Below are 19,816 nucleotides of genomic sequence, written 5' to 3'. Positions count from 1 at the left end.
GACTACTCAGCCGCACTTTCTTCGAGGTCCCTCAGTGAGGCGGCCGCATAAACTGCCCGCAGTGGTGCGGCAGCCTTGTTGACAGTTTCCATGGCCTCGGTCTCGTTGACCGAATCTGCCACGATGCCGCCGCCGGCCTGCACATATGCCTTGCCGTGGCGCAGTAATGCGGAGCGGATGGCAATGGCCATGTCCATGTCTCCGGCGAAGTCGAGGTAGCCCACAACTCCCCCGTAAATGCCTCGGCGGTGCGGTTCGAGCTCGTCGAGCAGACTCAACGCGCGCGGCTTGGGGGCGCCGGAGAGTGTTCCGGCCGGGAAGGTTGCGGCCAGAACGTCGTAGGCGCTCTTGTCGGGGCTGAGCGTTCCCACCACGGTGGAAACCAGGTGCATGATGTGGCTGAAGCGCTCCACTTCCATGAACTGGGTGACATCAACGGTCCCGGGCTCACAAACCTTGGACAGGTCGTTGCGAGAGAGGTCCACGAGCATCAGGTGCTCGGAGCGTTCCTTCTCATCGGCCAGCAGGTCCTTAGCCAGCCACACGTCTTCCTCCGTGGTGCCGCCGCGGGGTCGCGACCCGGCGATGGGGTGTGTGATGACCTCGTTGCCCAGCACGCTCACCAAGGCTTCCGGGGACGATCCCACGATTGAGTACGGCTGCCCCTGGGCATCCTCGAAGCTGTACAGGTACATGTAGGGGCTGGGGTTCGTGTTCCGCAGCACGCGGTACACATCCAGGGCTGAGGCCTCGCACACCATTTCAAAACGGCGCGATACCACCACCTGGAACACCTCGCCGTCCACAATGGCCACCTTGGCAAGGTCAAGTGCCTTGAGGTACTCATTGCGGTCCCAGCGTTCTTCAACGCTGTCGGCAAAGCTCGCGGACGGAACATCCAGCACGGACATGGGCTGAGACACGGGAATGCGGAGCTGCTCCACCATGCCGCGAACCCGGGCGACGGCGTCGTGCCAGGCCGCGTCAACGTTTTCATCGGTTCCGTTGGCGTTGATGGCGTTGGCGATCAGCATCACCGTGCCCTCGTTGTTGTCGTGGACGGCCATGTCGGCCACGAGGTTCAAGGCCACTTCGGGCAATTGCAGGTCATCGGGCGGAGGCGTGGGCAGTTTCTCCCAGTGCCGGACGGCCTCCCAGCCCACGAATCCAACCAGACCGGAGGTAAACGGCGGAAGCCCCGCCATCCGCTCGGTGGCCAGCAACTTCAGCGTGGCCTCCATGGCGGCCACAGGGTTGCCGTCTAAGGGAACGCCTGCCGGGGGTTCCCCCTGCCAGAACGTCACGCCGTCGTCCGTTGTCAGGGTGGCGCTGGAGCGCACGCCGATGAACGAATAGCGTGACCAGACGCCGCCGGCGGCAGCCGATTCCATCAAGAAGGTGCCGGGGGCGCCAGCGGCAAGGGACCGGTAGAGGCCGATGGGCGTTTGGGCGTCGGCGAGGACTTTGAGGTGGACGGGAACGACCCGACGGTTGCGGGCCAGCTCACGGAATTCCACCAGAGAGGGGCTGATGACACCTAAATCTTGCATGGAATGTTTGGCTTTCTTGAGTCAAGCGGTGAATGAAGCGGGGGCCGAACCGGACTAAGCGTCCCGGTTGCCCACGACGGCGGCGAGATCGCGGCCATCAAAGCACGTGTGTGTGCCGGTGTGGCAGGCGGCGCCTACCTGGTCGACGTTGATCAACAGTGCGTCGCCGTCGCAGTCAAGGGCAACTGACTTCACGTACTGGAAGTGGCCGGAGGTATCTCCCTTGCGCCAATATTCCTGGCGTGACCTTGAGTAGAACGTGACGCGTCCGGAAGAAAGCGTGCGGCGCAGGGCTTCATCGTCCATCCAACCGAGCATCAAGACCTCTTTGGAATCGTGCTGCTGGATGATGGCCGCGACCAGGCCGGCGCCATCATGCTTGAGTTTCGCGGCCACATCGGCCGGCAGCTCTGGCAGCTCTGGCGACTCAAAAGGGGACTGGCCGGCGGGATCCACCGGCGTTGACTGGGGTTCTGGGCTTTGTGGCATCGCCACCAATTCTAGTGCCTGCCAGGGACCTAAATGCCAGCCGGAGCCCTCCGCGCGAGGATTTGCGGCCGCGTTTCTTCGTTACTTCGGTAACTGTGCATCCTCCCGCGGCGGTTCCAGGTGCCACCAACGGCGAATACATGCTAATTTCACAAGTGATGCGATTTGTAGAACCTTCCCGTGAAGTCCTCGCCGAAACCCTGCTGGCAGCCGGGCCCGGCGCTGACACTCTCTGCGACGGGTGGCGTACCCAAGACCTAGCCGCGCACTTGTACCTGCGTGAACATAATCCGCGCGTGGGCCTGGGCATGGTGCTCAAACCGTTGAAGAAGGCCACCGATAAGGCCATCGCGAAGCTTGCCGCCGCATCCAGCACACCGGAAATTTTTGCCGCCCTCGTGGAGCAGTTCCGGGCCGGACCGCCCAAATTGTCACCGTTCGCCTTGAAGGCCGTTGACCATAGCGCGAACTTGATTGAATTCTTCATCCACACCGAAGATATTCGCCGCGCCTCCGATCGCTGGGCGCCCCGCACCCTAGATGCGGCCTACTCCGAAGCCCTGTGGACCGACTTGGTAAAGCGCGCAGCCATTTTGTACCGCGGCGTGGATCTTGGCATCGTCCTGGTGAACCCGGAAGGTTCCCGCCACGTCGCCAAGCGCGCGCCAGTCTCCGTGGCCATCATCGGCGACCCCGGCGAGCTCCTCATGCACGCCAACGGTCGCACGAGCCACGCCCTGGTCTCCTTCGAGGGACAGCCCGACGCCGTCGCCCTTCTCCGGACGGCAGACGTAGGGCTCTAACTTCGGCGTGGCTCTGTAGGGCGCTCCAAACAAAATCGAACGGGCAGTTGTTGTTGATGTTTTACGAAAACATCAACAACAACTGCCCGTTCGGCGAGAGCTTAGCGGACCTCGTAGCCTGCGTCGCGAATGGCCTTCTTGACGTCGGCGATCGCGCTGTCCGGGCCAAAGTGGAAGACGGATGCGGCCAGCACAGCATTGGCGCCGGCGGCAACTGCCGGCGGGAAGTGCTCTGGCTTGCCCGCGCCGCCGGAGGCGATGATCGGGATGTGGACTGCGGCTCGAACCAGGCGGATCAACTCGAGGTCGAAGCCTTCCTTCGTGCCGTCAGCGTCGATCGAGTTCAGCAGGATTTCCCCTACCCCGCGATCGGCCGCTTCCTTGGCCCACTCGATGGCGTCCATGCCAGTGCCCTTGCGGCCACCATGGGTGGTGACTTCAAAGCCCGACGGCGTGCTACCACCCTGGGTGCGGCGCGCGTCGACACTGAGGACCAGGACCTGGGAACCAAAGCGGTGGGTGATCTCATCTATGACAGCCGGACGGGCAATGGCAGCCGTGTTGATGGATGCCTTGTCCGCGCCAAAGCGCAGGAGCTTGTCGACGTCGGAAACCTCGCGCACTCCCCCGCCAACCGTCAGCGGGATGAAGATTTGTTCGGCAGCCCGTGAGACCACGTCAAACGTTGTCTCACGGTTTCCGGAGGACGCCGTGACATCGAGGAACGTCAGCTCGTCGGCGCCGGCAAGGTCGTAGCGCTTGGCGAGCTCAACGGGATCTCCGGCGTCGCGCAAGTTCTGAAACTTCACGCCCTTGACAACGCGGCCGGCGTCGACATCTAGGCAGGGTATGACTCTGATGGCAACACTCATGGGTCTACTCCCTAGATGCGGCAGGCGTGGATGTTGCTGACCAGGATGGCGCGGGCGCCCAGGTCATACAGTTCATCCATGATCCGGTTGGTGTCCTTGGCCAGAACCATGGAGCGCACAGCAACCCAATCCGAATCGCGCAGCGGCGAAACCGTTGGTGATTCCAGACCCGGAGTCAGCGCGGTGGCCTTCTCCATGAGCGTCTTCGGCACGTCGTAGTCCAGCAGGACGTACTGGCGGGCCACGAGAACGCTGTGCAGGCGGCGGATGAGAACTTCCACACCAACCGGGGGTGTCACACCGCGGCGCCCAATCAAGAGTGCCTCGGAGCTCAGGATGGGCTCGCCAAAGATTTCCATGCCGGCTGCCTTGAGCGTGCTGCCGGTTTCGACGACGTCGGCGATCGCGTCAGCGACACCCAAACGAACCGAGGACTCCACGGCACCGTCTAGGCGGACAACCTGTGCCTTGATGCCCAGTTCGTCCAAGTACTCGCGCAGCAGGCCGTCATAGCTGGTGGCCAGGCGCTTGCCTTCGAGCTCGGCGGCACTGCTGAAGTCACCGACAGGACCGGCGAAGCGGAACGTGGATTTGGCGAAGCCCAGGGGCAGGAGCTCCTCGGCGTCGACCTGGGCATCCATGAGGAGGTCACGGCCGGTGATGCCGACGTCGAGCGTGCCGGCCCCAACGTAGATGGCAATGTCACGGGGGCGGAGGAAAAAGAATTCGACGTTGTTGTCAACGTCAACCATGACCAGTTCGCGGGAATCACGGCGCTGGCGGTAACCAGCCTCCGCCAACATCGCTGAGGCTGCTTCGGACAGGGAACCCTTGTTGGGAACGGCTACACGCAACATGATAAAAATCTTTCAGATCGGTCAAGCAAGAGGTTTCGGCATTGCTCTCAATGCCATGTCAGGGAGTCAAGACAAAGCGCCACGGCATGTGGCTACAGATGCTTGTAAACGTCCTGAAGAGATAAACCTTTTGCGATCATCATGACCTGCAGGTGGTAGAACAGCTGGGAAATCTCCTCGGCGCAGGCTTCATCCGATTCATACTCGGCGGCCATCCACACCTCGGCGGCTTCCTCAACCACTTTCTTGCCGATACCGTGAACGCCGGATTCAATTTCGGCGACGGTACGGGAGCCAGCGGGCCGGGCTGCGGCTTTCTCACTGAGCTCTTCAAAAAGGGATTCGAAGGTCTTCACGCACTACACCTTACTTGCTTTGCCATGTGTTCGCGGATTTTGAGACGCCTCATGTCCACGATGTGAACACCGCCAGCATAAACGTACTTTGTCCGCTTAGAGGGGGTCGGGCAACCCCCTCTAAGCGGACAAAATACGTACGTGCGGGAAAGGTACGGGTTTAGACGCCCAACTGCGCCAAGGTCACGGCCGTGGCCAAGGCGGCGGTGGTCGCTTCGTGGCCCTTGTCTTCGACCGAACCAGGAAGTCCCGCACGATCAAGGCCCTGCTGCTCGGTGTCGCAGGTCAGCACGCCGAAGCCAACAGGGACTCCCGTGCGGACGCTGACGTCGGTCAAGCCCATGGTGGCAGCCTGGCAAACGTAGTCAAAGTGCGGTGTTCCGCCTCGAATGACAACGCCCAGGGCGACGACGGCGTCATAGCTGGCTGCCAGCCGGGCCGCTGCAACCGGAAGTTCGAAGCTGCCCGGCACGCGGACAACGGTGGGGTTTTCGATGCCTGCGTCGGCGGCACCACGTAGGGCGCCGGCAAGCAGCCCGTCCATGATCTCGGTGTGCCAGCTAGCGGCAACGATGGCCAGCTTCAACGATGCGGCCTGTGATTTTTCCTCCGGGTTGAAACCGATGGTTGGTGCTCCGTGACCGCTCATGATGTTGGTCCTTCCGTGGGGTGTGAGGTGCTGGTGGGGTTCGAGAGGGACAGTGCGTGACGCATGCGGTCCCGCTTAGTTTTCAAGTAACGCAGATTTTCGGTGCGGGCAGGAACTTCCGTTGGCACAATGCGCGCAACGTCAATGCCGTGCCGTGCGAGTTCCTCCTGCTTGAGCGGATTGTTGCTCAGCAGGGCAATCTTGGTCAGGCCCATGGAACGGAGGACACCGGCAGCAGCCGTGTAGTCGCGAGCATCAACGGGAAGTCCCAGTTGCTCGTTGGCTTCCACGGTGTCCGCGCCGGCTTCCTGCAAACTGTAGGCGCGCATTTTGTTCGCCAGCCCGATCCCGCGGCCCTCGTGGCCGCGCAGGTACAGCAACGTCCCGCCGAGGCGATGGATCATGGCTAGAGCGTAGTCAAGCTGCTCGCCGCAGTCACAGCGATAGGACCCAAAGACGTCGCCGGTCAGGCACTCGGAATGCAACCGCACCAAAGGTACGACGGCGTCCCCCAGCGTCTGCGCCGAATCTCCCCTGGGCGAATCCCCGCCGCCCGAATCCCCGCTGGCAACGCTCGCCTCACCCGGCGCCGTGAGGCTGAGGTGTTCGGCGCCCGATTCGGCGTCGATCCAGGCTTGGGCCTCGAACGTGCCAAAGCGGGTGGGCAGTTGCACCACGGGCCCACCTGTTACGGCGCCTACCAGCCCGTTCACTTCAAACTCCGTCATTCCAAAATTCCTTGTTCTGCCGCCAGGTGCTCCACTAGGTCGGCAATGGAAATCAGGACCAGTCCGTGCTTGTCGGCAAATTCCCGCAGGCCGTGAAGCCTGACCATTTCACCGGCGTCATCCACCACCTCGGCGATGACACCAACGGGTTCACACCCTGCCAACCTGCACAGATCAACTGCTGCTTCGGTGTGCCCGGGGCGCTGCCGCACTCCCCCGGCCACGGCGCGAAGGGGGAAGATATGCCCGGGCCGGGTGAGGGCGTCGGGCATGGACTGTGGATTGGCCAGCACATTAACTGTCAAGGACCTGTCCGTGGCGCTGATCCCTGTGGTGACCCCTAGCGCGGCATCGCAGCTCACGGTGTAGGCGGTGCCCTTCGCATCCTGGTTGTCCTCGACCATGGGCGGCAATTCCAAGCGGTCCGCATCGACCTGGCCCATGGGCACGCAGATGACGCCGGAGCTGTACCGGATGGTCCAACCCATGAGCGCCGGTGTGCTGTGCTGTGCGGCAAAGATGATGTCGCCTTCATTTTCGCGATTTTCATCGTCCACAACCAGCACGGCTTCGCCACGGGCAATGGCTTCGATGGCCAGCGATACAGGGTCAAGGAGCGTCAACGCACGGCTCATGCTGCATCACCTTGGGTGTGCGCGGCGTTGTAGCTGCTGAATTCCAGCAGGCGCTGGGCGTACTTGGCGAGCACATCAACTTCGAGGTTGACCGCACCGCCCACCACCTTCTCACCGAGCCCTGTTTTGACAAGAGTCACGGGGATTAGCCCCACCTCAAACCACTGTTCCGGCTCACTGGCCGGGCTCACGGCCGTGACCGTAAGGGACACGCCATCGATGGCGATGGAGCCCTTTTCGGCGATGTACGGGGACAGTTCCCGCGGAACCGAGAAGCGCAAGCGGTCCCATTTGCCCTGGTTTTCGCGTTCCAAGAGGGCACCGACGCCGTCCACATGGCCCTGGACCACATGTCCGTCCAACCGCCCGCCCGCTACGACGCAGCGTTCCAAGTTGACCGCATCGCCGGCACGCAATTCGCCGGTTGTGGTGCGCACGAGCGTCTCGCCCATGACATCAACCTCAATGGTTCCATCCGTTAAGCTGACGGCCGTCAGGCACACGCCGTTGATGGCCAGTGAGCCACCCAAATCCATACCGTCGAGAACGTCCCCTGCTTGGACCACGAGTACAGCACTGTCCGTTTCCGGCTGCTGTTCAATCCGAACAACGGTTCCTCGGCCTTCAATAATTCCTGTGAACATGGCTATTTTCCTTCTGCGCCGGCTGCGCTGGAGGACTTGGCCGGCATGAGCGTCAATTTCAGGTCAGGGCCCAACAACTCGACGGGGCCGGAGGTGGTGGCGTCCCATTCCCAACGTTGGGCGTCAGCAAGGGTGCCAATACCGAGATCTGTCAGGGCCGGAATGCCAGCGCCCAAGAGGGTCGGGGCAAGGTAGACAACGAGTTCATCCACGAGCCCCTGCGCTAGGAACGCCGCGTTGATTTTCGCGCCACCTTCGATCATGAGGTGTCCCACACCGCGGCCGTGCAATTCACGCACGACCTCGGCCGGATCATGGGTGTGCAGGGCCAGGAAGTCATCCGGGCCGAGCCGGTCCGGGGTGCTGGGAGTGCCCGAGGTACCGCGCACTGCTGCCTCGGCGGGGATGTCTCGCAGACCCATGACCACGCGAATGGGCTGTTGTGCGGCGTCGGATCCGTCGGCAGCGCGCGCTGTTAGTCGAGGGTTGTCCGCCATGACCGTTCCGGTGCCGACCACGATAGCGTCAACACGTGCCCGCAACTCGTGGGAGTCCTGACGGGATTCCTTCGAGGTGATCCACTGGCTGGTGCCGTCGACTGCTGCGATGCGGCCATCCACGGTCTGGGCCAACCGTGCGGTAATGAAGGGTCGCTGTTCTCTGACGGCAATGAACCATTGGCGGTTCATGTCCTCCGCTTCCTCGGCCAAGAGGCCCATGCGGACGTTGATGCCTTCATTGTGAAGAATTTCGGCGCCGCCTGCGGCAGGCAGATGGGGGTCACGGACGGCGAAGACCACATTGCCGATACCGGCGTCGAGAATGGCCTGGGTGCAAGGTCCGGTGCGGCCAACATGGCTGCACGGTTCAAGCGTGATGATCAGCGTCGCCGCAGAGAGATCCCGCTTGACGCCGGTGCCCAAGAGGCGGTTGATGACATCGGCCTCGGCGTGCGGAGTGCCGGCCCCACGGTGGTAGCCGATCGCAAGAAACGTGCCATCGGCGTCGATAATTGCGGCGCCAACCAAGGGGTTAGCTCCACGCACACCCTGCCGCGCGGCTGAGAGGGCCGTCTCCATGCCCAACGTTTCCGCGGCAGTGAAGTGCTCATTCTCGGAACCATAAGGATCCGTGTTGAACGAACCATGGTTCAAATTGCCGAAGTTCACGAGTTGGCCTTTCTATTGCTCACGGTGATGTCAGGGAACGTGGAGTCTACCGATATTTGGCGGGCCTGCGTATCGGTGTTGTTCCGCACCCTCCACCATACGAAGAATCCGGCCAGAGTAAAGGCTCCGTAGAAGATGTACATGAATGCTGAGGCAAAATAGCCTGCGCTGAAGAGCAGCGGTACGCCCACCAGGTCGACGGCGACCCAGATCAGCCAAAATTCAACCCAACCCTTGGCCATTCCGTAGGTGGCAAGCAGCGATCCCATGAAAATCCACGCATCGGCCCAGACAGGTTCGTAAGAGCCGAGCGCACGGAAGATAGGGGTGAGAATTGCCGTTCCGGCGATCATGGTGCCCACGAGGATCCAACGGACGCGAACCCCGGCCCAGCGTGGCTCGACGGCCTCGCCTACGTGAGTGCCGTCGTCGTTCTTCTCATGGCGGGTCTGATTCCAGCGGTACCAGCCAAAGATGGATACCGCGATGAACATGATTTGCCGCCCTGCCTGACCCAAAAGGTTGACGTGGTCGGCCGAGCCGAAGACGGAACCCATGAACACCGTGAAGAGCAAAACGTTGCCGATGATGCCGACGGGCCAGGCCCAGATTTTACGGCGCATGCCGCCGAGGGCGCTGGCGAGCCCAAAAAGATTGCCTATGACTTCACGCCAGAGGAGGAATCCGCCGCCGGCGAATTCGATCTTGGCGTCAAAGAGCCATCGCAGAAAGTCCATTGTTACCCTACCTTTCGAGACCGCGATGGCTCCGGGGGTAACGTACAGCGAGGCGCGGCTAGGGCAAGGAAACAGGCGAAGTTTATGGCTCCGCTGCTGCACCCTTGACCTGACGGCCAAGACTGTTCGTGCTTCTCCCATCCAGACTTTAACTGTCGGTTCCGGAATTTCACCAGATCAACCGTGCGCTGCCAGCTGTTTCCAACTTGCTGCGCGCGGGTCGCGGACTATAACCGCCGGTTCGGAATTACACCGACCCCGGAGCACGTGATACTTCTAGTTCGTTGCCCGCAAATGCGGGCATTTTCAATAATACGACACCTTGATGGCGCCGTACTCAATGTTTACTTTATGTGTAAGCGACGGCGTGCGATTTTCATTCCCGCCCATTTAAGATCTGTGTCGCAGTTGTTGTTCCAATTTTGAATAGGAAAGCGCTATCCGGTGCAACAACTGCCACACAGATGAAAGTGGACGGTTAGCCGAAGGCGAGCTGACCCTTGGCACGCAGGGAATCGATGGCCTCGGCCGGGGAGGGCGCACCGTACACGGCCGAGCCCGCCACGAAGATGTTCGCCCCGGCCTCGGCGGCGCGGGTAATGGTTTCTTCGGTAATGCCACCGTCCACCTGAATGGCAACGTTGACGCCGCTCCCTTCAATGGCAGCGCGGGCCCGACGGATCTTGGGCAGCGTGACATCGAGGAAAGCTTGTCCCCCGAAACCGGGTTCAACGGTCATAATCAGGAGCATGTCCAGTTCGCTCAGCATGTCTAGGTACGGCTCAATGGGTGTGGCAGGCCGCAGCGCCATGCCGGCCTTGGAACCCCTGGCCCGCAATTCCCGGGCCAGCTTGATGGGCGCATCCGATGCTTCCACATGGAAGGTGACCGAGGCCAGTCCGGCGTCGGCATACAGGGGTGCCCAGCGGTCGACGTCGGAAATCATCAGGTGCGCATCAAGCGGCACCGGACTGATCTGCTGAATCCGTTCAACGACGGGCAGGCCGATCGTCAGGTTCGGAACAAAGTGGTTGTCCATGACATCAACGTGAACGGCATCGGCGTTGGCGATCCTGGCCAACTCCGCCTGAAGGTTGACGAAGTCAGCGGACAAGATGCTGGGGTTGATGCAGCACGTGGGCGTTGGGTTGGTCATGAAGGAACCTCTCGGTTTGCGGGCCAGGCCGGGCGTACCCGGAGCGGGTGCGCCCAGCCTGGTGGGTCATGTCAGTACTAGTGGTTCAGTTTTTACGAATCAGTTTTTGCGAATGAGCGCCAGGAACATGGCGTCGCTGCTGTGCAGGTGCGGCCACAATTGAGCCATCATCTGGTGTGCGGCGATGGGTGAATCCGGGTTGCCGGCACCTAGATTTCCGCTGAGACTGACGGCGTCAAGGGCGGCACCGGCGTCGAGCAATTCAAGGTCGGTGCGCTTGCGCATGGCGTCCTCAACCACGGCAACTGTCTCTGCCACATGCGGGGAGCACGTCACGTAAGCCACCACACCTCCGGGCTTCACGGCATCCAAGGCCGAGGTAAGCAGCTCGCGCTGCAACGGGCCCAACTCCGAAACATCCGAGAGCTTGCGCCGCCAGCGGGACTCAGGACGGCGGCGCAGCGCACCGAGACCCGTGCAGGGTGCGTCAACAAGGATCCGGTCAAACGAGGCCGGGTGCTCCGTGCCAATGTCCCGGCCATCACCTGTGCGTACCGTCCAGGTGTCTTGGGGAACGGCAACGAGTGCCTGCGAAACCAACTTGGCGCGGTGCACGGAGGGCTCGTTGGCCAGAATCCATGCGCCCTTTTCGGCTGCCAGAGCTGCCAACAGGGCCGCCTTGCCGCCCGGTCCGGCGCACATGTCAAGCCAGCGCTCCTCGCCATCGGCCAGTTCGGAGGTGATATCGACGGCGGCCAGGGCACGGGCCACCAGCTGCGAACCGGCGTCCTGAACGCGGACGGAACCGTCGCGGACACTCTCAAGGCGGCTCAGGTCGCCACCGGAGGACAAGGCCGAATCAGCCACCAGCTCACCTGCAGTGAATCCGGCGTCGAACGCCTCAGAAAGATCGCCCAGGCCGGGCAATGCCACGAGGTTCACCACAGGGGCAGCGTTGTCGGCTTCAAGCAATGCGGTGATTTCCGAAACGTCACGGCCGTGGGCTACAAGCGCCTGGCGCATAGCCCGTACGATCCACTCCGGGTGGGAGTGCTCAATCGAGGCAATTTTGACGTCGTCGGTGAGTCCCTCGGTGAGCTCAGTGAGCCATTCGGGCAATTCCTTGGCGGCAACCTTGCGCAGCACGGCATTGACGAGACCGGACGGCCCGGCCCCAATGACGGCGCGGGCAAGGCCCACGGTCTGATCAAGGGCGGCGTGGGTTGGCACGCGCATGGCCATCAGCTGGTGGGCCCCGATGCGCAGGGCGTCCAAGATGGCCGGGTCCAGCTCGATGAGCGGGCGGTCAACGCACTTGGCGAGGATCGCGTCATAGGTGCCCTGGGCGCGCAATGCGCCGTAGGTCAGCTCCGTGGCGAATCCGGCGTCGCGGCGGTCTAGGCCGTGGCGGCGGATTCGCGTGGGCAGCACGAGGTTGGCGTAGGCGTCGTCGGCCGAAACCGCGCGCAACACCTCGAAAGCAACGAGCCGGGCGGGGTCGGCGACACGCGTTCGCTGACCGGGAGCGGCTTCGGTGCGGTTGCGCGAGGTGCTGCGGTTGCGTTCGCGCCCCGCATCATCACGACGCCGGACACCGCCTTGGCCTGAGCCCGTTCCCTGCTGGTTGTTGCGGTTGCCCGAACGTCCGCCTTGCTCGCTGGTCATTCAAACACCACATCTTCCTTGTTGGCCAGGCCTCGTGCCCAGTCAGTTGCTTTCATAAGTTTTTTGCCCGCAGGCTGTACGTCGATAAGTTCCACGGCATGGGATCCCGTGCCAACCAGCACAGATTTTGGCTCGATCTGCAGTTGTGCGGGAGCCAGCTCAGTGACATCTGTGCGCATGCGCACGGGTCCCAGCTTGAATCGCTGGCCACCGAGCATGGTCCAGGCACCCGGCTCCGTTGTGACGCCCCGGATTCGGCGGTTGATAGCCAGTGCCGGCTCGGTCCATTGAACGTGGCCGTGTTCCAGAGTCAGTTTCGGTGCCAGGGAAATCTCGCCCCGCTGGTCAACCCCGGCCAGGCTGCCGGCCGCGATGCCGTCGATGGTTTGGGCTAGGAGTATCGCGCCACTGTGGGAGAGTCGCTCGAGCAGTTCGGCGCTGGTGTCGGTGGGCCGGATGGTTTCTGTCATGGTGCCGTAGACCGGTCCCGTGTCCAGCCCTTTTTCCAGCAGGAACGTGGAGGCGCCTGTGACTTCGTCGCCGTTGATCACCGAATGCTGCACGGGCGCCGCACCGCGCCACGCCGGTAGCAGAGAGAAGTGTAGGTTGATCCAGCCATGTTCAGGGATGGTCAAGGCATTCGGTGGGATCAAGGCCCCATAGGCAACAATTCCGGCAATTTCGGGGGCAGCCGCAGCGATGGCCGCGGAAGCCTCGGCGTGGATCTTGTCAGCCTTAATAATGGGCAAGCCAAGTTCCGCTGCGCGGGCCGCAACGGGCGACGGCGTCATGATCCGTTTGCGACCCAACGGCGCGTCCGGGCGGGTCAGGACGGCGACGATCTCGTGCCCGGCGGCGCGCAGGGCTTCGAGGGACGGTAAGGCTACTGCTGGTGTTCCGGCAAACAGAACTCTCATTGGGCGGCGCCTGCACCAAAAGCGGAGCCAACCGTACGGGCACGCTTGGCCACCGTATCGGCCGTGACGGAATCATAGTTGGCCATGCGAATGGCGCGAAGGGCTTCCTTGCGGTCATCGCCTTCGAGGCGGTCTACGTACAATTTTCCATCCAGGTGGTCGGTTTCGTGTTGGAAGCACTTGGCCAGCATGCCGGTCGCTTCCATATCGATGGTGTTTCCGTTCTTGTCCACACCGGTGATCCGCACCCAGCGGTGCCGGTCAACGGTGTATCCCAGACCGGGCACAGAAAGGCAGCCTTCCGGCTCGCCCGGGGCAAAGTCATCGCTTGCCACGAGGATCGGATTGATGACATGGCCCTCATGGCCGTCAACGGAATACGTGAAGATGCGCTTGTTTACACCAATCTGCGGGGCAGCCAATCCGGCCCCACGGACATCCGCCATGGTCTGGTGCATGTCATCGATCAGCTTGGCCAGTTCGGGCCCGAAGGTTGTTACTTCTTCGGCGACGGTTCTCAGGACAGGGTCGCCGATGATGCGAATGCTCAGGATAGCCATGGGTGGGCACCTCACTTTGGTATTGATGCAAGCCGGAAAAGGATCGCAAAACTGCTAGCCCATACAGTCTAGTTGTCCGCTACCGCCCCGGCGGCGCAATATCGAGTAAAGGTGTTCCAGCAGAGGCCGCTTCCAATGACGTTTGCCACACGCGTCGCAGCGAGGCGAACTTAAACCAATGTGCCTTGAGGACCTCGGGGTTGGCGCGTAAGGTTCGCACCTCTGTTTCACCGATGGCCACACCCAGCAGGATCGGGTCTTGACCGTATTTCCACGGCTCCCACGTCCCGGCAGCTTCATCCACGATGGACTCCTCCGCTTTCATGCCGGCCACGAGCTGCATGACGACCTTGGCGTCAAGGCTCTTGACCTGGCCATTGCGGTCTGTGCCCTTGGTCTTGTAGTCAATAATGCAGAGTTTCCCGCCGATAGTCCCCACCAGATCCAGGGTTCCGGCGTATCCCAACGTCTCATTCCATACCGTGACCTCCGGGGCAAGGGGCTTGACCTGATATTCGTCCCACCACGTGTCAAAGCGCAGCGCAAAGTTTTCCTCGCCGTTCTCGGCGAGGGCTTCAAGGGCTTCGGCCAGCTGATGCGGGCGGTCTAAGGCCCGCAGGGCCACCTGTTCGCAATAGTTGTGGACCCGGTCGCCACGTGCGGCGGCAGCATCACGGAATTGCTCGGCCGCATTTGAGCTGTCACGCACCACGGTGCGCAATTGTCCGGGGTTGCCCACTGCGGATCCAAGATCAGGATGCTTGGCTACGGCGGTGGCCGCCATGTAACCAATCCAACCGTCCAAGGAGGCGGACTGCTGGCCGATCACGGTGGTGATAGAAGGGACCTTGGGCGGTTCCTGCAGGGATCGGGCGTACATGCGCCCCAATTCGGTACTGTGTGCCAATGCTGGTGCTGTCATGCCTCTACTATTCCACTCCCGTGTGACAGTGTGCAGCAGCGAGGGCTGATCACTGTGGATAAGTTGGGCCCGGTGCGCAAAAAGAAGACGGCGCAGATGTCCGGGTAACAAAAATGCCGAAACCCAGACGGGTTCCGGCATTTCATGTTTATTTGGAGTGGTCGACGAGATTCGAACTCGCGACATCCACCTTGGCAAGGTGGTGCTCTACCAGCTGAGCTACGACCACATGTGTTACAACTTCAAATGAACCTGGTAGTTCATTCGTGGGCGATACTGGGATCGAACCAGTGACCTCTTCCGTGTCAGGGAAGCGCGCTACCGCTGCGCCAATCGCCCATATTTACTTTTTCAAAAAGAATCGCATGAAAATGCCGGAACCCTAAGGATTCCGGCATTCCCCGCTTTCTCCGAGTGGTCGACGAGATTCGAACTCGCGACATCCACCTTGGCAAGGTGGTGCTCTACCAGCTGAGCTACGACCACATGTTGCTGTACTACACCGTCTGAAATTCATCAGAAGAACGAACAATTAAGTTCATTCGTGGGCGATACTGGGATCGAACCAGTGACCTCTTCCGTGTCAGGGAAGCGCGCTACCGCTGCGCCAATCGCCCAATGCATCCCGCTGAACTATACAGCAAAATACCTCGGATCAGCCAAATGGAGGTGGGAACGGGATTCGAACCCGTGTGCACGGATTTGCAGTCCGTTGCCTCGCCTCTCGGCCACCCCACCGTGTGTACTGATCGGTGTCCTACGAGTGGTCGACGAGATTCGAACTCGCGACATCCACCTTGGCAAGGTGGTGCTCTACCAGCTGAGCTACGACCACTTGAGCTTCATTTCATTGCTTCAGCGTTTCCGCTTCGGCAGTCCGTGTTGCTGCGGTGAAAACATTACCCGAGCGCATTCCCAAACACCAAATCGTGGGTGCCTTGGCGTGCCGAGCCCTGGACCAAGGAGGCCCGGATCGTTGATATGACGCGGTTTTTGACAGCAGCGTTCGAATTACACCGATGTCATTTCAGGGCCCTTTTTGGGGTTTTATGCCATATTCGCCCGTGAGGTCCTCGTCACATATGACCCGTTAATGCCCTCACCCGTCCGACGCCGGCCACTCCCCCGCCGCCGTAACGGCCAGCCAACTCGGGGTCGGCTCAGATTCAAAAATGCCGATTATGTGCACGCGAACCTTTGAGCTATTCTTTTGAACGCACCAAAGAACGCCCATGATCGGCACTGCCGATTATATTGGTTTTTTGGGCGATTGGCGCAGTGGTAGCGCGTTCCGTTCACACCGGAGAGGTCACTGGTTCGAACCCAGTATCGCCCACTCACTAAGACGCCCCTCTGAGCAGCTTCAACGCTGATCAGAGGGGCTTTTTCGTGCCTAAACTCCGGTGGCAAGGGATGAGCCAGTCTCCTAGTGGGCTAGTTTGAGCCCAATAATGCAGCCGATCAGGCCAAGCAAGAGCAGAACCTTGATGACTGAGATCGTTTCGGTGCCGGTGGCCATGGCATATGCGACCGTCAAGGTGGCGCCAATGCCAACCCAGACTGCGTAAGAGGTCCCCACGGGAAGAGTTCGCATAGCCCAGGCCAAGCCGGCCATGCTGGCAATCAGCGAAACCACAAAGACGATACTCGGGCCCAGTTTGGAGAATCCTTCACTTTTGCCAAGTGCGGTGGCCCAAACGGCCTCCAACATACCCGAGACAACTAAAACTATCCATGCCATTGATAACGCTCCTCGACGCCGTCTTGTCGCTGTCCGGGTACGGCGCACCTCGTCCGGGTGCCTTGTGGCAAAACCCATGATGGCACACTCCTTTAATCAGCTGGAGAATCAGCCAAGGAATCAGCCAAAGCGTCCGGGTAAATGGCTGATCCGAGGATAAGTTTTGGCGCGCGCCTACGCTATTGGCTCAAATCGTTGACATCGTGACCGTGCGCACTATGCTGGAAAAAGTTGGGGCGCCAATGGCCCCAGGAACGAAGGGAGGTGCCAATTGTCTATTTTTGACGACATTAAGGGCAAGGCCGAGGAACTGATCGGTAGCCACGGCGACCAGGTCAAGGACGGCATCGAGAAGGTTGGCGACTTTGTCGACGACAAGACCGGTGGCAAGTTCGCAGACCAGGTTGATGGCGCACAGAAGGCCGCAGGCGACTACGTCGACGGCCAGAACGCAGCTGGACAGTAATCCACAGCCCTTCGCCCCTAAGCAAGGCGTCAAAGAAGGCGTCGGTCCCGTCGAGAGACGGTACCGACGCCTTCTGGCTTTAACGGGCGGCACCAAGCTGCCGCCGAGAACTCAAGCCGTACGGAAGTTAGCCCACAGGAACCGCTGTGCTGACTTCCTGGGCTTCGCGGGCCAACGCCGTCAAACGGGACACAGCGCGGAAATACTTCTTTTGGTAACCGCCGGTCATCATTTCCGGCGTGAACAGCTGATCCAACGGAACACCGCTGGCCAGGATCGGCACGTCCTTGTCATAGAGCCTGTCGGCAAGAACAACAAAACGCAGCGCAACAGACTGCTCCGTGATGGTGTGGACATTGCGCCACACCACTGCATCAATGCCCGCCAGCATCTGCCGGTATCGAGATGGGTGCACACCAGCGAGGTGGTCAACCAAGGTGGCGAAATCATCCACCGCAACGGTGCGTCCGGCGAAGTCATGGCGCATGCGGGCATCAAGGTCGCTGTTGGCCACCGGCTCGGGCGGGGTGGGCAGTCCGCGGTGGCGGAAGTCCTCACCGTCAATGTGCAGGATCTCGAACTGGTCAGCAAGCACCTGAATTTCGCGCTGGAAGTCAACCGCCGCAAAACGGCCGTCACCCAAGGAACCCGGCAGGGTGTTGGACGTTGCCGCCAACTTGACTCCGGCGTCGGCCAATTCACGCATGAGCCGGGACATCAGCACGGTGTCTCCGGGATCATCAAGTTCAAATTCGTCAATGCACACCAGCTTGTAGCTGCTCAAGGCCTCCACGGTCTTGCGGAACGACAAGGCACCCACAAGGTTCGTGTACTCCACAAAGGTGCCGATGGCCTTGGGGCCCTCAACCTGGTGCCACAGGGAAGACAGCAGGTGGGTCTTGCCCACACCAAATCCACCGTCAAGGTAGATTCCAGCACGCGAGGCGGCACCCTTCGACTTGCCGCCCTTCCCGCCAAAGAGTTTGCGCAATCCGCTGACCGGCTTGACCTTCGTTCCTGCGGCAAATTCCTGCAGCAGCGTCACTGCCTCAGATTGCGAGGGCTGGGACGGATCGGGGCGGTAGGTATTGAAGGAAACCTCGCCAAAACGCGGCGACGGAACAAAGCCCTTCAGCAGTTCTTCCACCGAGACTGCAGGGCGGCGCGTGGAAAGTTGTTCAACTTGTACCAAGGAAATGTTCCGATCATGAAGAATTTTTTGCCGAGTCGGAGAAGACAGCCCCAAGACTCACGGATACAAGAATACCCACCGCATATTGCGTTTCGTTAACGTGAGGGAAGTTTCTGGCACCCCCGCTGGTTACTGTAGGGAACACCAACGGCCGGTGCAATCCCGGTACGAGCGATCTACACGAAGGGGCATCATGCCTGTAGCAGTTGAATCGAACGAGAAGTTTGCCGCGTACGCCCACCCCGAGCGTCTGGTCTCCACCGAGTGGCTGGCCCAGGCTCTTGCCAACGGCGCCACGGCCGACGGCAGCCTTGTCGTGGTCGAATCCGACGAAGATGTGCTCCTGTACGAAACGGGCCACATTCCCGGTTCCGTCAAGATTGACTGGCACACAGACCTGAACGACGACGTCACTCGCGACTACATCGACGGCGCAGCTTTCGCTCTCCTTGCCGCAGCCAAGGGCATCTCCCGCGACACCACCGTGGTTGTCTACGGTGACAAGTCCAACTGGTGGGCCGCGTACGCCCTGTGGGTCTTCACCTTGTTCGGCCACGAAGATGTTCGCCTGCTCGACGGCGGACGTGACAAGTGGATTGCCGAGGGCCGCGAATTCACCACCGACGCCACCGTCGTCACCCCGGCAGCCGACTACCCGGTGGTAGAGCGCAACGACGCTCCCATCCGCGCCTACAAGGACGACGTCCTGGCCCACCTGGGCAAGCCGTTGATCGATGTCCGTTCCACCGAGGAGTACACCGGAGAGCGCACCCACATGCCTGCCTACCCCCAGGAAGGAACGCTTCGTGGCGGACACATCCCCACCGCAGCATCCATCCCGTGGGCCCGTGCAGCCGCCGAAGACGGCACCTACCGTTCACGCGAAGAGCTCGAGGCTCTCTACCTCGGAGAGGCCGGCCTCGTTGCAGGAGATGACGTGGTTGCCTACTGCCGCATCGGTGAGCGTTCCAGCCACACCTGGTTTGCCTTGAAGTTCCTGCTGGGCTTTGAGACCGTGCGCAACTATGACGGTTCCTGGACCGAATGGGGCAACGCGGTCCGCGTGCCGATCGCCGTCGGCTCCGAGCGCGGGGCACTCCCCAACTCAAACTAGTCCCGCCCCTCCCAATGTGCAGCCGCTCCCAATGTGCAGCCGCCAGCGCGTCGGCACATTGGATCCCTCGGGCGAATGGACAGGACAGCTTCTTGTTTCACATCCTCCACGAAAGAAACGTACGATTTAACCGATGACTACTTCACAAGCACTCCCCCCAGCATTGGCCGAAATCGTCAATGATTTCAAGGAACTCGAAGAACGCGACCGTTTGACGCTGCTTCTGGAGTTCTCCCGCTCGCTCCCGCCCCTGCCGGAGCGGCTGGCGAACCATCCTGAGTTGTTGGAGCAGGTGCTGGAATGCCAGTCGCCACTGTTCCTGACCGTTGAAGCAGAGAAGACGGACAAGGGTGAGGTGATTCGCCTGTTCTTCCAGGCTCCGCCGGAAGCACCCACAACGCGCGGCTTCGCTTCGGTCCTTTTTGAGGGACTGGATGGCTTGACCGCCGAGGAGATCCTGGCCGTTCCCGATGACATGCCCGAGCAATTGGGTCTGACCCGGGCCATCTCGCCCCTGCGCATGCGCGGCATGTCCGCCATGTTGGGACGGGTCAAGCGCAAGATTGCCAACGGCGTACGCCCTGCAGTCTAAGT

At 61.2% G+C, this 19,816-nt stretch carries 22 protein-coding genes, 7 tRNA genes and 2 riboswitches; of the genes, 5 read left to right on the top strand and 24 right to left on the bottom strand.

The annotated features are described in order from the left end of the window. Positions 1-2: 2 nt before the first annotated feature. Complete coding sequence (locus tag ACP7B9_RS03465; protein ID WP_425860797.1) at positions 3-1,550, bottom strand: anthranilate synthase component I; 1,548 nt, start codon at positions 1,548-1,550, stop codon at positions 3-5. Between the two features lie 54 nt (positions 1,551-1,604). Next, a complete protein-coding gene (gene hisI / locus ACP7B9_RS03460) occupies positions 1,605-2,039 on the bottom strand; it encodes a phosphoribosyl-AMP cyclohydrolase (RefSeq protein WP_425860795.1) in 435 nt (144 codons plus the stop codon). 158 nt (positions 2,040-2,197) lie between these two features. Here hisI and ACP7B9_RS03455 point away from each other — a divergent pair, with 158 nt between their 5' ends. Continuing rightward, complete coding sequence (locus ACP7B9_RS03455) at positions 2,198-2,842, top strand: TIGR03085 family metal-binding protein (RefSeq protein ID WP_425861748.1); 645 nt, start codon at positions 2,198-2,200, stop codon at positions 2,840-2,842. Between the two features lie 101 nt (positions 2,843-2,943). Here ACP7B9_RS03455 and hisF read toward each other — a convergent pair whose 3' ends face one another. From hisF to ACP7B9_RS03355, 20 genes are all read right to left on the bottom strand, one after another. Next, positions 2,944-3,714, bottom strand: coding sequence for an imidazole glycerol phosphate synthase subunit HisF (hisF, locus tag ACP7B9_RS03450; RefSeq protein ID WP_425860793.1), 771 nt, complete (start codon positions 3,712-3,714; stop codon positions 2,944-2,946). 11 nt (positions 3,715-3,725) lie between these two features. Next, positions 3,726-4,571: an ATP phosphoribosyltransferase gene (hisG, locus tag ACP7B9_RS03445; protein WP_425860791.1), complete on the bottom strand. Its 846-nt coding sequence runs from the start codon at positions 4,569-4,571 to the stop codon at positions 3,726-3,728. Positions 4,572-4,663: 92 nt separating this feature from the next. Further along, positions 4,664-4,927, bottom strand: a complete 264-nt coding sequence (locus ACP7B9_RS03440; RefSeq protein WP_425860789.1) for a phosphoribosyl-ATP diphosphatase — start codon at positions 4,925-4,927, stop codon at positions 4,664-4,666. Between the two features lie 160 nt (positions 4,928-5,087). Further along, positions 5,088-5,576, bottom strand: a complete 489-nt coding sequence (gene ribH, locus ACP7B9_RS03435) for a 6,7-dimethyl-8-ribityllumazine synthase (RefSeq protein WP_425860788.1) — start codon at positions 5,574-5,576, stop codon at positions 5,088-5,090. After that, positions 5,573-6,304 carry a GTP cyclohydrolase II gene (locus ACP7B9_RS03430; protein ID WP_425860786.1) on the bottom strand — a complete coding sequence of 244 codons (732 nt, stop codon included), beginning with the start codon at positions 6,302-6,304 and terminating at the stop codon, positions 5,573-5,575. Before ACP7B9_RS03430 ends, ribH begins: the two co-directional genes overlap by 4 nt. Further along, positions 6,301-6,939, bottom strand: a complete 639-nt coding sequence (gene ribB / locus ACP7B9_RS03425; protein ID WP_425860784.1) for a 3,4-dihydroxy-2-butanone-4-phosphate synthase — start codon at positions 6,937-6,939, stop codon at positions 6,301-6,303. The genes ACP7B9_RS03430 and ribB overlap by 4 nt, the downstream gene beginning before the upstream one ends. Beyond that, positions 6,936-7,583: a riboflavin synthase gene (locus tag ACP7B9_RS03420; protein ID WP_425860782.1), complete on the bottom strand. Its 648-nt coding sequence runs from the start codon at positions 7,581-7,583 to the stop codon at positions 6,936-6,938. Before ACP7B9_RS03420 ends, ribB begins: the two co-directional genes overlap by 4 nt. Positions 7,584-7,585: 2 nt before the next feature. After that, positions 7,586-8,752: a bifunctional diaminohydroxyphosphoribosylaminopyrimidine deaminase/5-amino-6-(5-phosphoribosylamino)uracil reductase RibD gene (gene ribD / locus ACP7B9_RS03415; RefSeq protein ID WP_425860780.1), complete on the bottom strand. Its 1,167-nt coding sequence runs from the start codon at positions 8,750-8,752 to the stop codon at positions 7,586-7,588. Next, positions 8,749-9,489 carry a nicotinamide riboside transporter PnuC gene (pnuC, locus tag ACP7B9_RS03410; RefSeq protein ID WP_425860778.1) on the bottom strand — a complete coding sequence of 247 codons (741 nt, stop codon included), beginning with the start codon at positions 9,487-9,489 and terminating at the stop codon, positions 8,749-8,751. The genes ribD and pnuC overlap by 4 nt, the downstream gene beginning before the upstream one ends. 125 nt (positions 9,490-9,614) lie before the next feature. Next, positions 9,615-9,759: riboswitch (FMN riboswitch) on the bottom strand. A gap of 208 nt (positions 9,760-9,967) precedes the next feature. After that, the gene (gene rpe / locus ACP7B9_RS03405) at positions 9,968-10,645 is read right to left on the bottom strand and encodes a ribulose-phosphate 3-epimerase (protein ID WP_425860776.1); all 678 of its coding nucleotides are present in this window, start codon (positions 10,643-10,645) and stop codon (positions 9,968-9,970) included. A 99-nt stretch (positions 10,646-10,744) separates the two neighbouring features. Then, on the bottom strand, positions 10,745-12,310 hold the full coding sequence (locus ACP7B9_RS03400) for an RsmB/NOP family class I SAM-dependent RNA methyltransferase (protein WP_425860774.1): 1,566 nt from the start codon (positions 12,308-12,310) through the stop codon (positions 10,745-10,747). Further along, positions 12,307-13,227: a methionyl-tRNA formyltransferase gene (locus tag ACP7B9_RS03395; protein WP_425860772.1), complete on the bottom strand. Its 921-nt coding sequence runs from the start codon at positions 13,225-13,227 to the stop codon at positions 12,307-12,309. Before ACP7B9_RS03395 ends, ACP7B9_RS03400 begins: the two co-directional genes overlap by 4 nt. Beyond that, positions 13,224-13,787: a peptide deformylase gene (def, locus tag ACP7B9_RS03390; RefSeq protein ID WP_425860771.1), complete on the bottom strand. Its 564-nt coding sequence runs from the start codon at positions 13,785-13,787 to the stop codon at positions 13,224-13,226. The genes ACP7B9_RS03395 and def overlap by 4 nt, the downstream gene beginning before the upstream one ends. 79 nt (positions 13,788-13,866) lie before the next feature. Then, positions 13,867-14,709, bottom strand: a complete 843-nt coding sequence (locus ACP7B9_RS03385; protein WP_425860769.1) for a cytochrome — start codon at positions 14,707-14,709, stop codon at positions 13,867-13,869. A gap of 153 nt (positions 14,710-14,862) precedes the next feature. Then, positions 14,863-14,938 (bottom strand) — tRNA-Gly (locus ACP7B9_RS03380). Positions 14,939-14,976: 38 nt separating this feature from the next. Continuing rightward, positions 14,977-15,048: transfer RNA gene (locus ACP7B9_RS03375), tRNA-Val, on the bottom strand. 74 nt (positions 15,049-15,122) lie between these two features. After that, positions 15,123-15,195: transfer RNA gene (locus tag ACP7B9_RS03370), tRNA-Gly, on the bottom strand. 59 nt (positions 15,196-15,254) lie between these two features. Beyond that, a tRNA-Val gene (locus tag ACP7B9_RS03365) sits at positions 15,255-15,326 on the bottom strand. 47 nt (positions 15,327-15,373) lie between these two features. Continuing rightward, a tRNA-Cys gene (locus tag ACP7B9_RS03360) sits at positions 15,374-15,447 on the bottom strand. A 24-nt stretch (positions 15,448-15,471) separates the two neighbouring features. Then, positions 15,472-15,544, bottom strand: a tRNA-Gly gene (locus ACP7B9_RS03355). Between the two features lie 429 nt (positions 15,545-15,973). Here ACP7B9_RS03355 and ACP7B9_RS03350 point away from each other — a divergent pair. After that, positions 15,974-16,045: transfer RNA gene (locus ACP7B9_RS03350), tRNA-Val, on the top strand. Positions 16,046-16,135: 90 nt separating this feature from the next. Here the strand turns inward: ACP7B9_RS03350 and ACP7B9_RS03345 are convergent. Continuing rightward, complete coding sequence (locus tag ACP7B9_RS03345) at positions 16,136-16,450, bottom strand: DMT family transporter (RefSeq protein WP_425860767.1); 315 nt, start codon at positions 16,448-16,450, stop codon at positions 16,136-16,138. A gap of 12 nt (positions 16,451-16,462) precedes the next feature. Further along, a riboswitch (guanidine-III (ykkC-III) riboswitch) is annotated at positions 16,463-16,529 on the bottom strand. Between the two features lie 192 nt (positions 16,530-16,721). Here ACP7B9_RS03345 and ACP7B9_RS03340 point away from each other — a divergent pair. Beyond that, the gene (locus ACP7B9_RS03340; protein WP_425860765.1) at positions 16,722-16,916 is read left to right on the top strand and encodes an antitoxin; all 195 of its coding nucleotides are present in this window, start codon (positions 16,722-16,724) and stop codon (positions 16,914-16,916) included. 127 nt (positions 16,917-17,043) lie between these two features. Here the strand turns inward: ACP7B9_RS03340 and zapE are convergent, their stop codons facing one another. Beyond that, positions 17,044-18,108: a cell division protein ZapE gene (zapE, locus tag ACP7B9_RS03335; protein WP_425860763.1), complete on the bottom strand. Its 1,065-nt coding sequence runs from the start codon at positions 18,106-18,108 to the stop codon at positions 17,044-17,046. Positions 18,109-18,301: 193 nt separating this feature from the next. Here zapE and ACP7B9_RS03330 point away from each other — a divergent pair, with 193 nt between their 5' ends. Together ACP7B9_RS03330 and ACP7B9_RS03325 are read left to right on the top strand one after the other, a co-directional pair. Continuing rightward, positions 18,302-19,222, top strand: coding sequence for a sulfurtransferase (locus tag ACP7B9_RS03330; RefSeq protein WP_425860762.1), 921 nt, complete (start codon positions 18,302-18,304; stop codon positions 19,220-19,222). A 133-nt stretch (positions 19,223-19,355) separates the two neighbouring features. Further along, a complete protein-coding gene (locus ACP7B9_RS03325; RefSeq protein WP_425860760.1) occupies positions 19,356-19,814 on the top strand; it encodes a SufE family protein in 459 nt (152 codons plus the stop codon). Positions 19,815-19,816 lie beyond the last annotated feature (2 nt).

The sequence above is a fragment of the Arthrobacter sp. TWP1-1 genome (assembly GCF_049897845.1).
Classification (GTDB): Bacteria; Actinomycetota; Actinomycetes; order Actinomycetales; family Micrococcaceae; genus Specibacter.
The sequence above is the reverse complement of the archived record's forward strand: the minus strand, read 5'-3'. Positions and strand labels throughout refer to the sequence as shown.

Coding starts and splice junctions, on each gene's coding strand:
- ACP7B9_RS03465 (WP_425860797.1), bottom strand. CDS start 1,550: ATGCAAGATTTAGGTGTCATCAGCCCCTCTCTGGTGGAATTCCGTGAG.
- hisI (WP_425860795.1), bottom strand. CDS start 2,039: ATGCCACAAAGCCCAGAACCCCAGTCAACGCCGGTGGATCCCGCCGGC.
- ACP7B9_RS03455 (WP_425861748.1), top strand. CDS start 2,198: ATGCGATTTGTAGAACCTTCCCGTGAAGTCCTCGCCGAAACCCTGCTG.
- hisF (WP_425860793.1), bottom strand. CDS start 3,714: ATGAGTGTTGCCATCAGAGTCATACCCTGCCTAGATGTCGACGCCGGC.
- hisG (WP_425860791.1), bottom strand. CDS start 4,571: ATGTTGCGTGTAGCCGTTCCCAACAAGGGTTCCCTGTCCGAAGCAGCC.
- ribH (WP_425860788.1), bottom strand. CDS start 5,576: ATGAGCGGTCACGGAGCACCAACCATCGGTTTCAACCCGGAGGAAAAA.
- ACP7B9_RS03430 (WP_425860786.1), bottom strand. CDS start 6,304: ATGACGGAGTTTGAAGTGAACGGGCTGGTAGGCGCCGTAACAGGTGGG.
- ribB (WP_425860784.1), bottom strand. CDS start 6,939: ATGAGCCGTGCGTTGACGCTCCTTGACCCTGTATCGCTGGCCATCGAA.
- ACP7B9_RS03420 (WP_425860782.1), bottom strand. CDS start 7,583: ATGTTCACAGGAATTATTGAAGGCCGAGGAACCGTTGTTCGGATTGAA.
- pnuC (WP_425860778.1), bottom strand. CDS start 9,489: ATGGACTTTCTGCGATGGCTCTTTGACGCCAAGATCGAATTCGCCGGC.
- rpe (WP_425860776.1), bottom strand. CDS start 10,645: ATGACCAACCCAACGCCCACGTGCTGCATCAACCCCAGCATCTTGTCC.
- ACP7B9_RS03400 (WP_425860774.1), bottom strand. CDS start 12,310: ATGACCAGCGAGCAAGGCGGACGTTCGGGCAACCGCAACAACCAGCAG.
- ACP7B9_RS03395 (WP_425860772.1), bottom strand. CDS start 13,227: ATGAGAGTTCTGTTTGCCGGAACACCAGCAGTAGCCTTACCGTCCCTC.
- def (WP_425860771.1), bottom strand. CDS start 13,787: ATGGCTATCCTGAGCATTCGCATCATCGGCGACCCTGTCCTGAGAACC.
- ACP7B9_RS03385 (WP_425860769.1), bottom strand. CDS start 14,709: ATGACAGCACCAGCATTGGCACACAGTACCGAATTGGGGCGCATGTAC.
- ACP7B9_RS03345 (WP_425860767.1), bottom strand. CDS start 16,450: ATGGCATGGATAGTTTTAGTTGTCTCGGGTATGTTGGAGGCCGTTTGG.
- ACP7B9_RS03330 (WP_425860762.1), top strand. CDS start 18,302: ATGCCTGTAGCAGTTGAATCGAACGAGAAGTTTGCCGCGTACGCCCAC.
- ACP7B9_RS03325 (WP_425860760.1), top strand. CDS start 19,356: ATGACTACTTCACAAGCACTCCCCCCAGCATTGGCCGAAATCGTCAAT.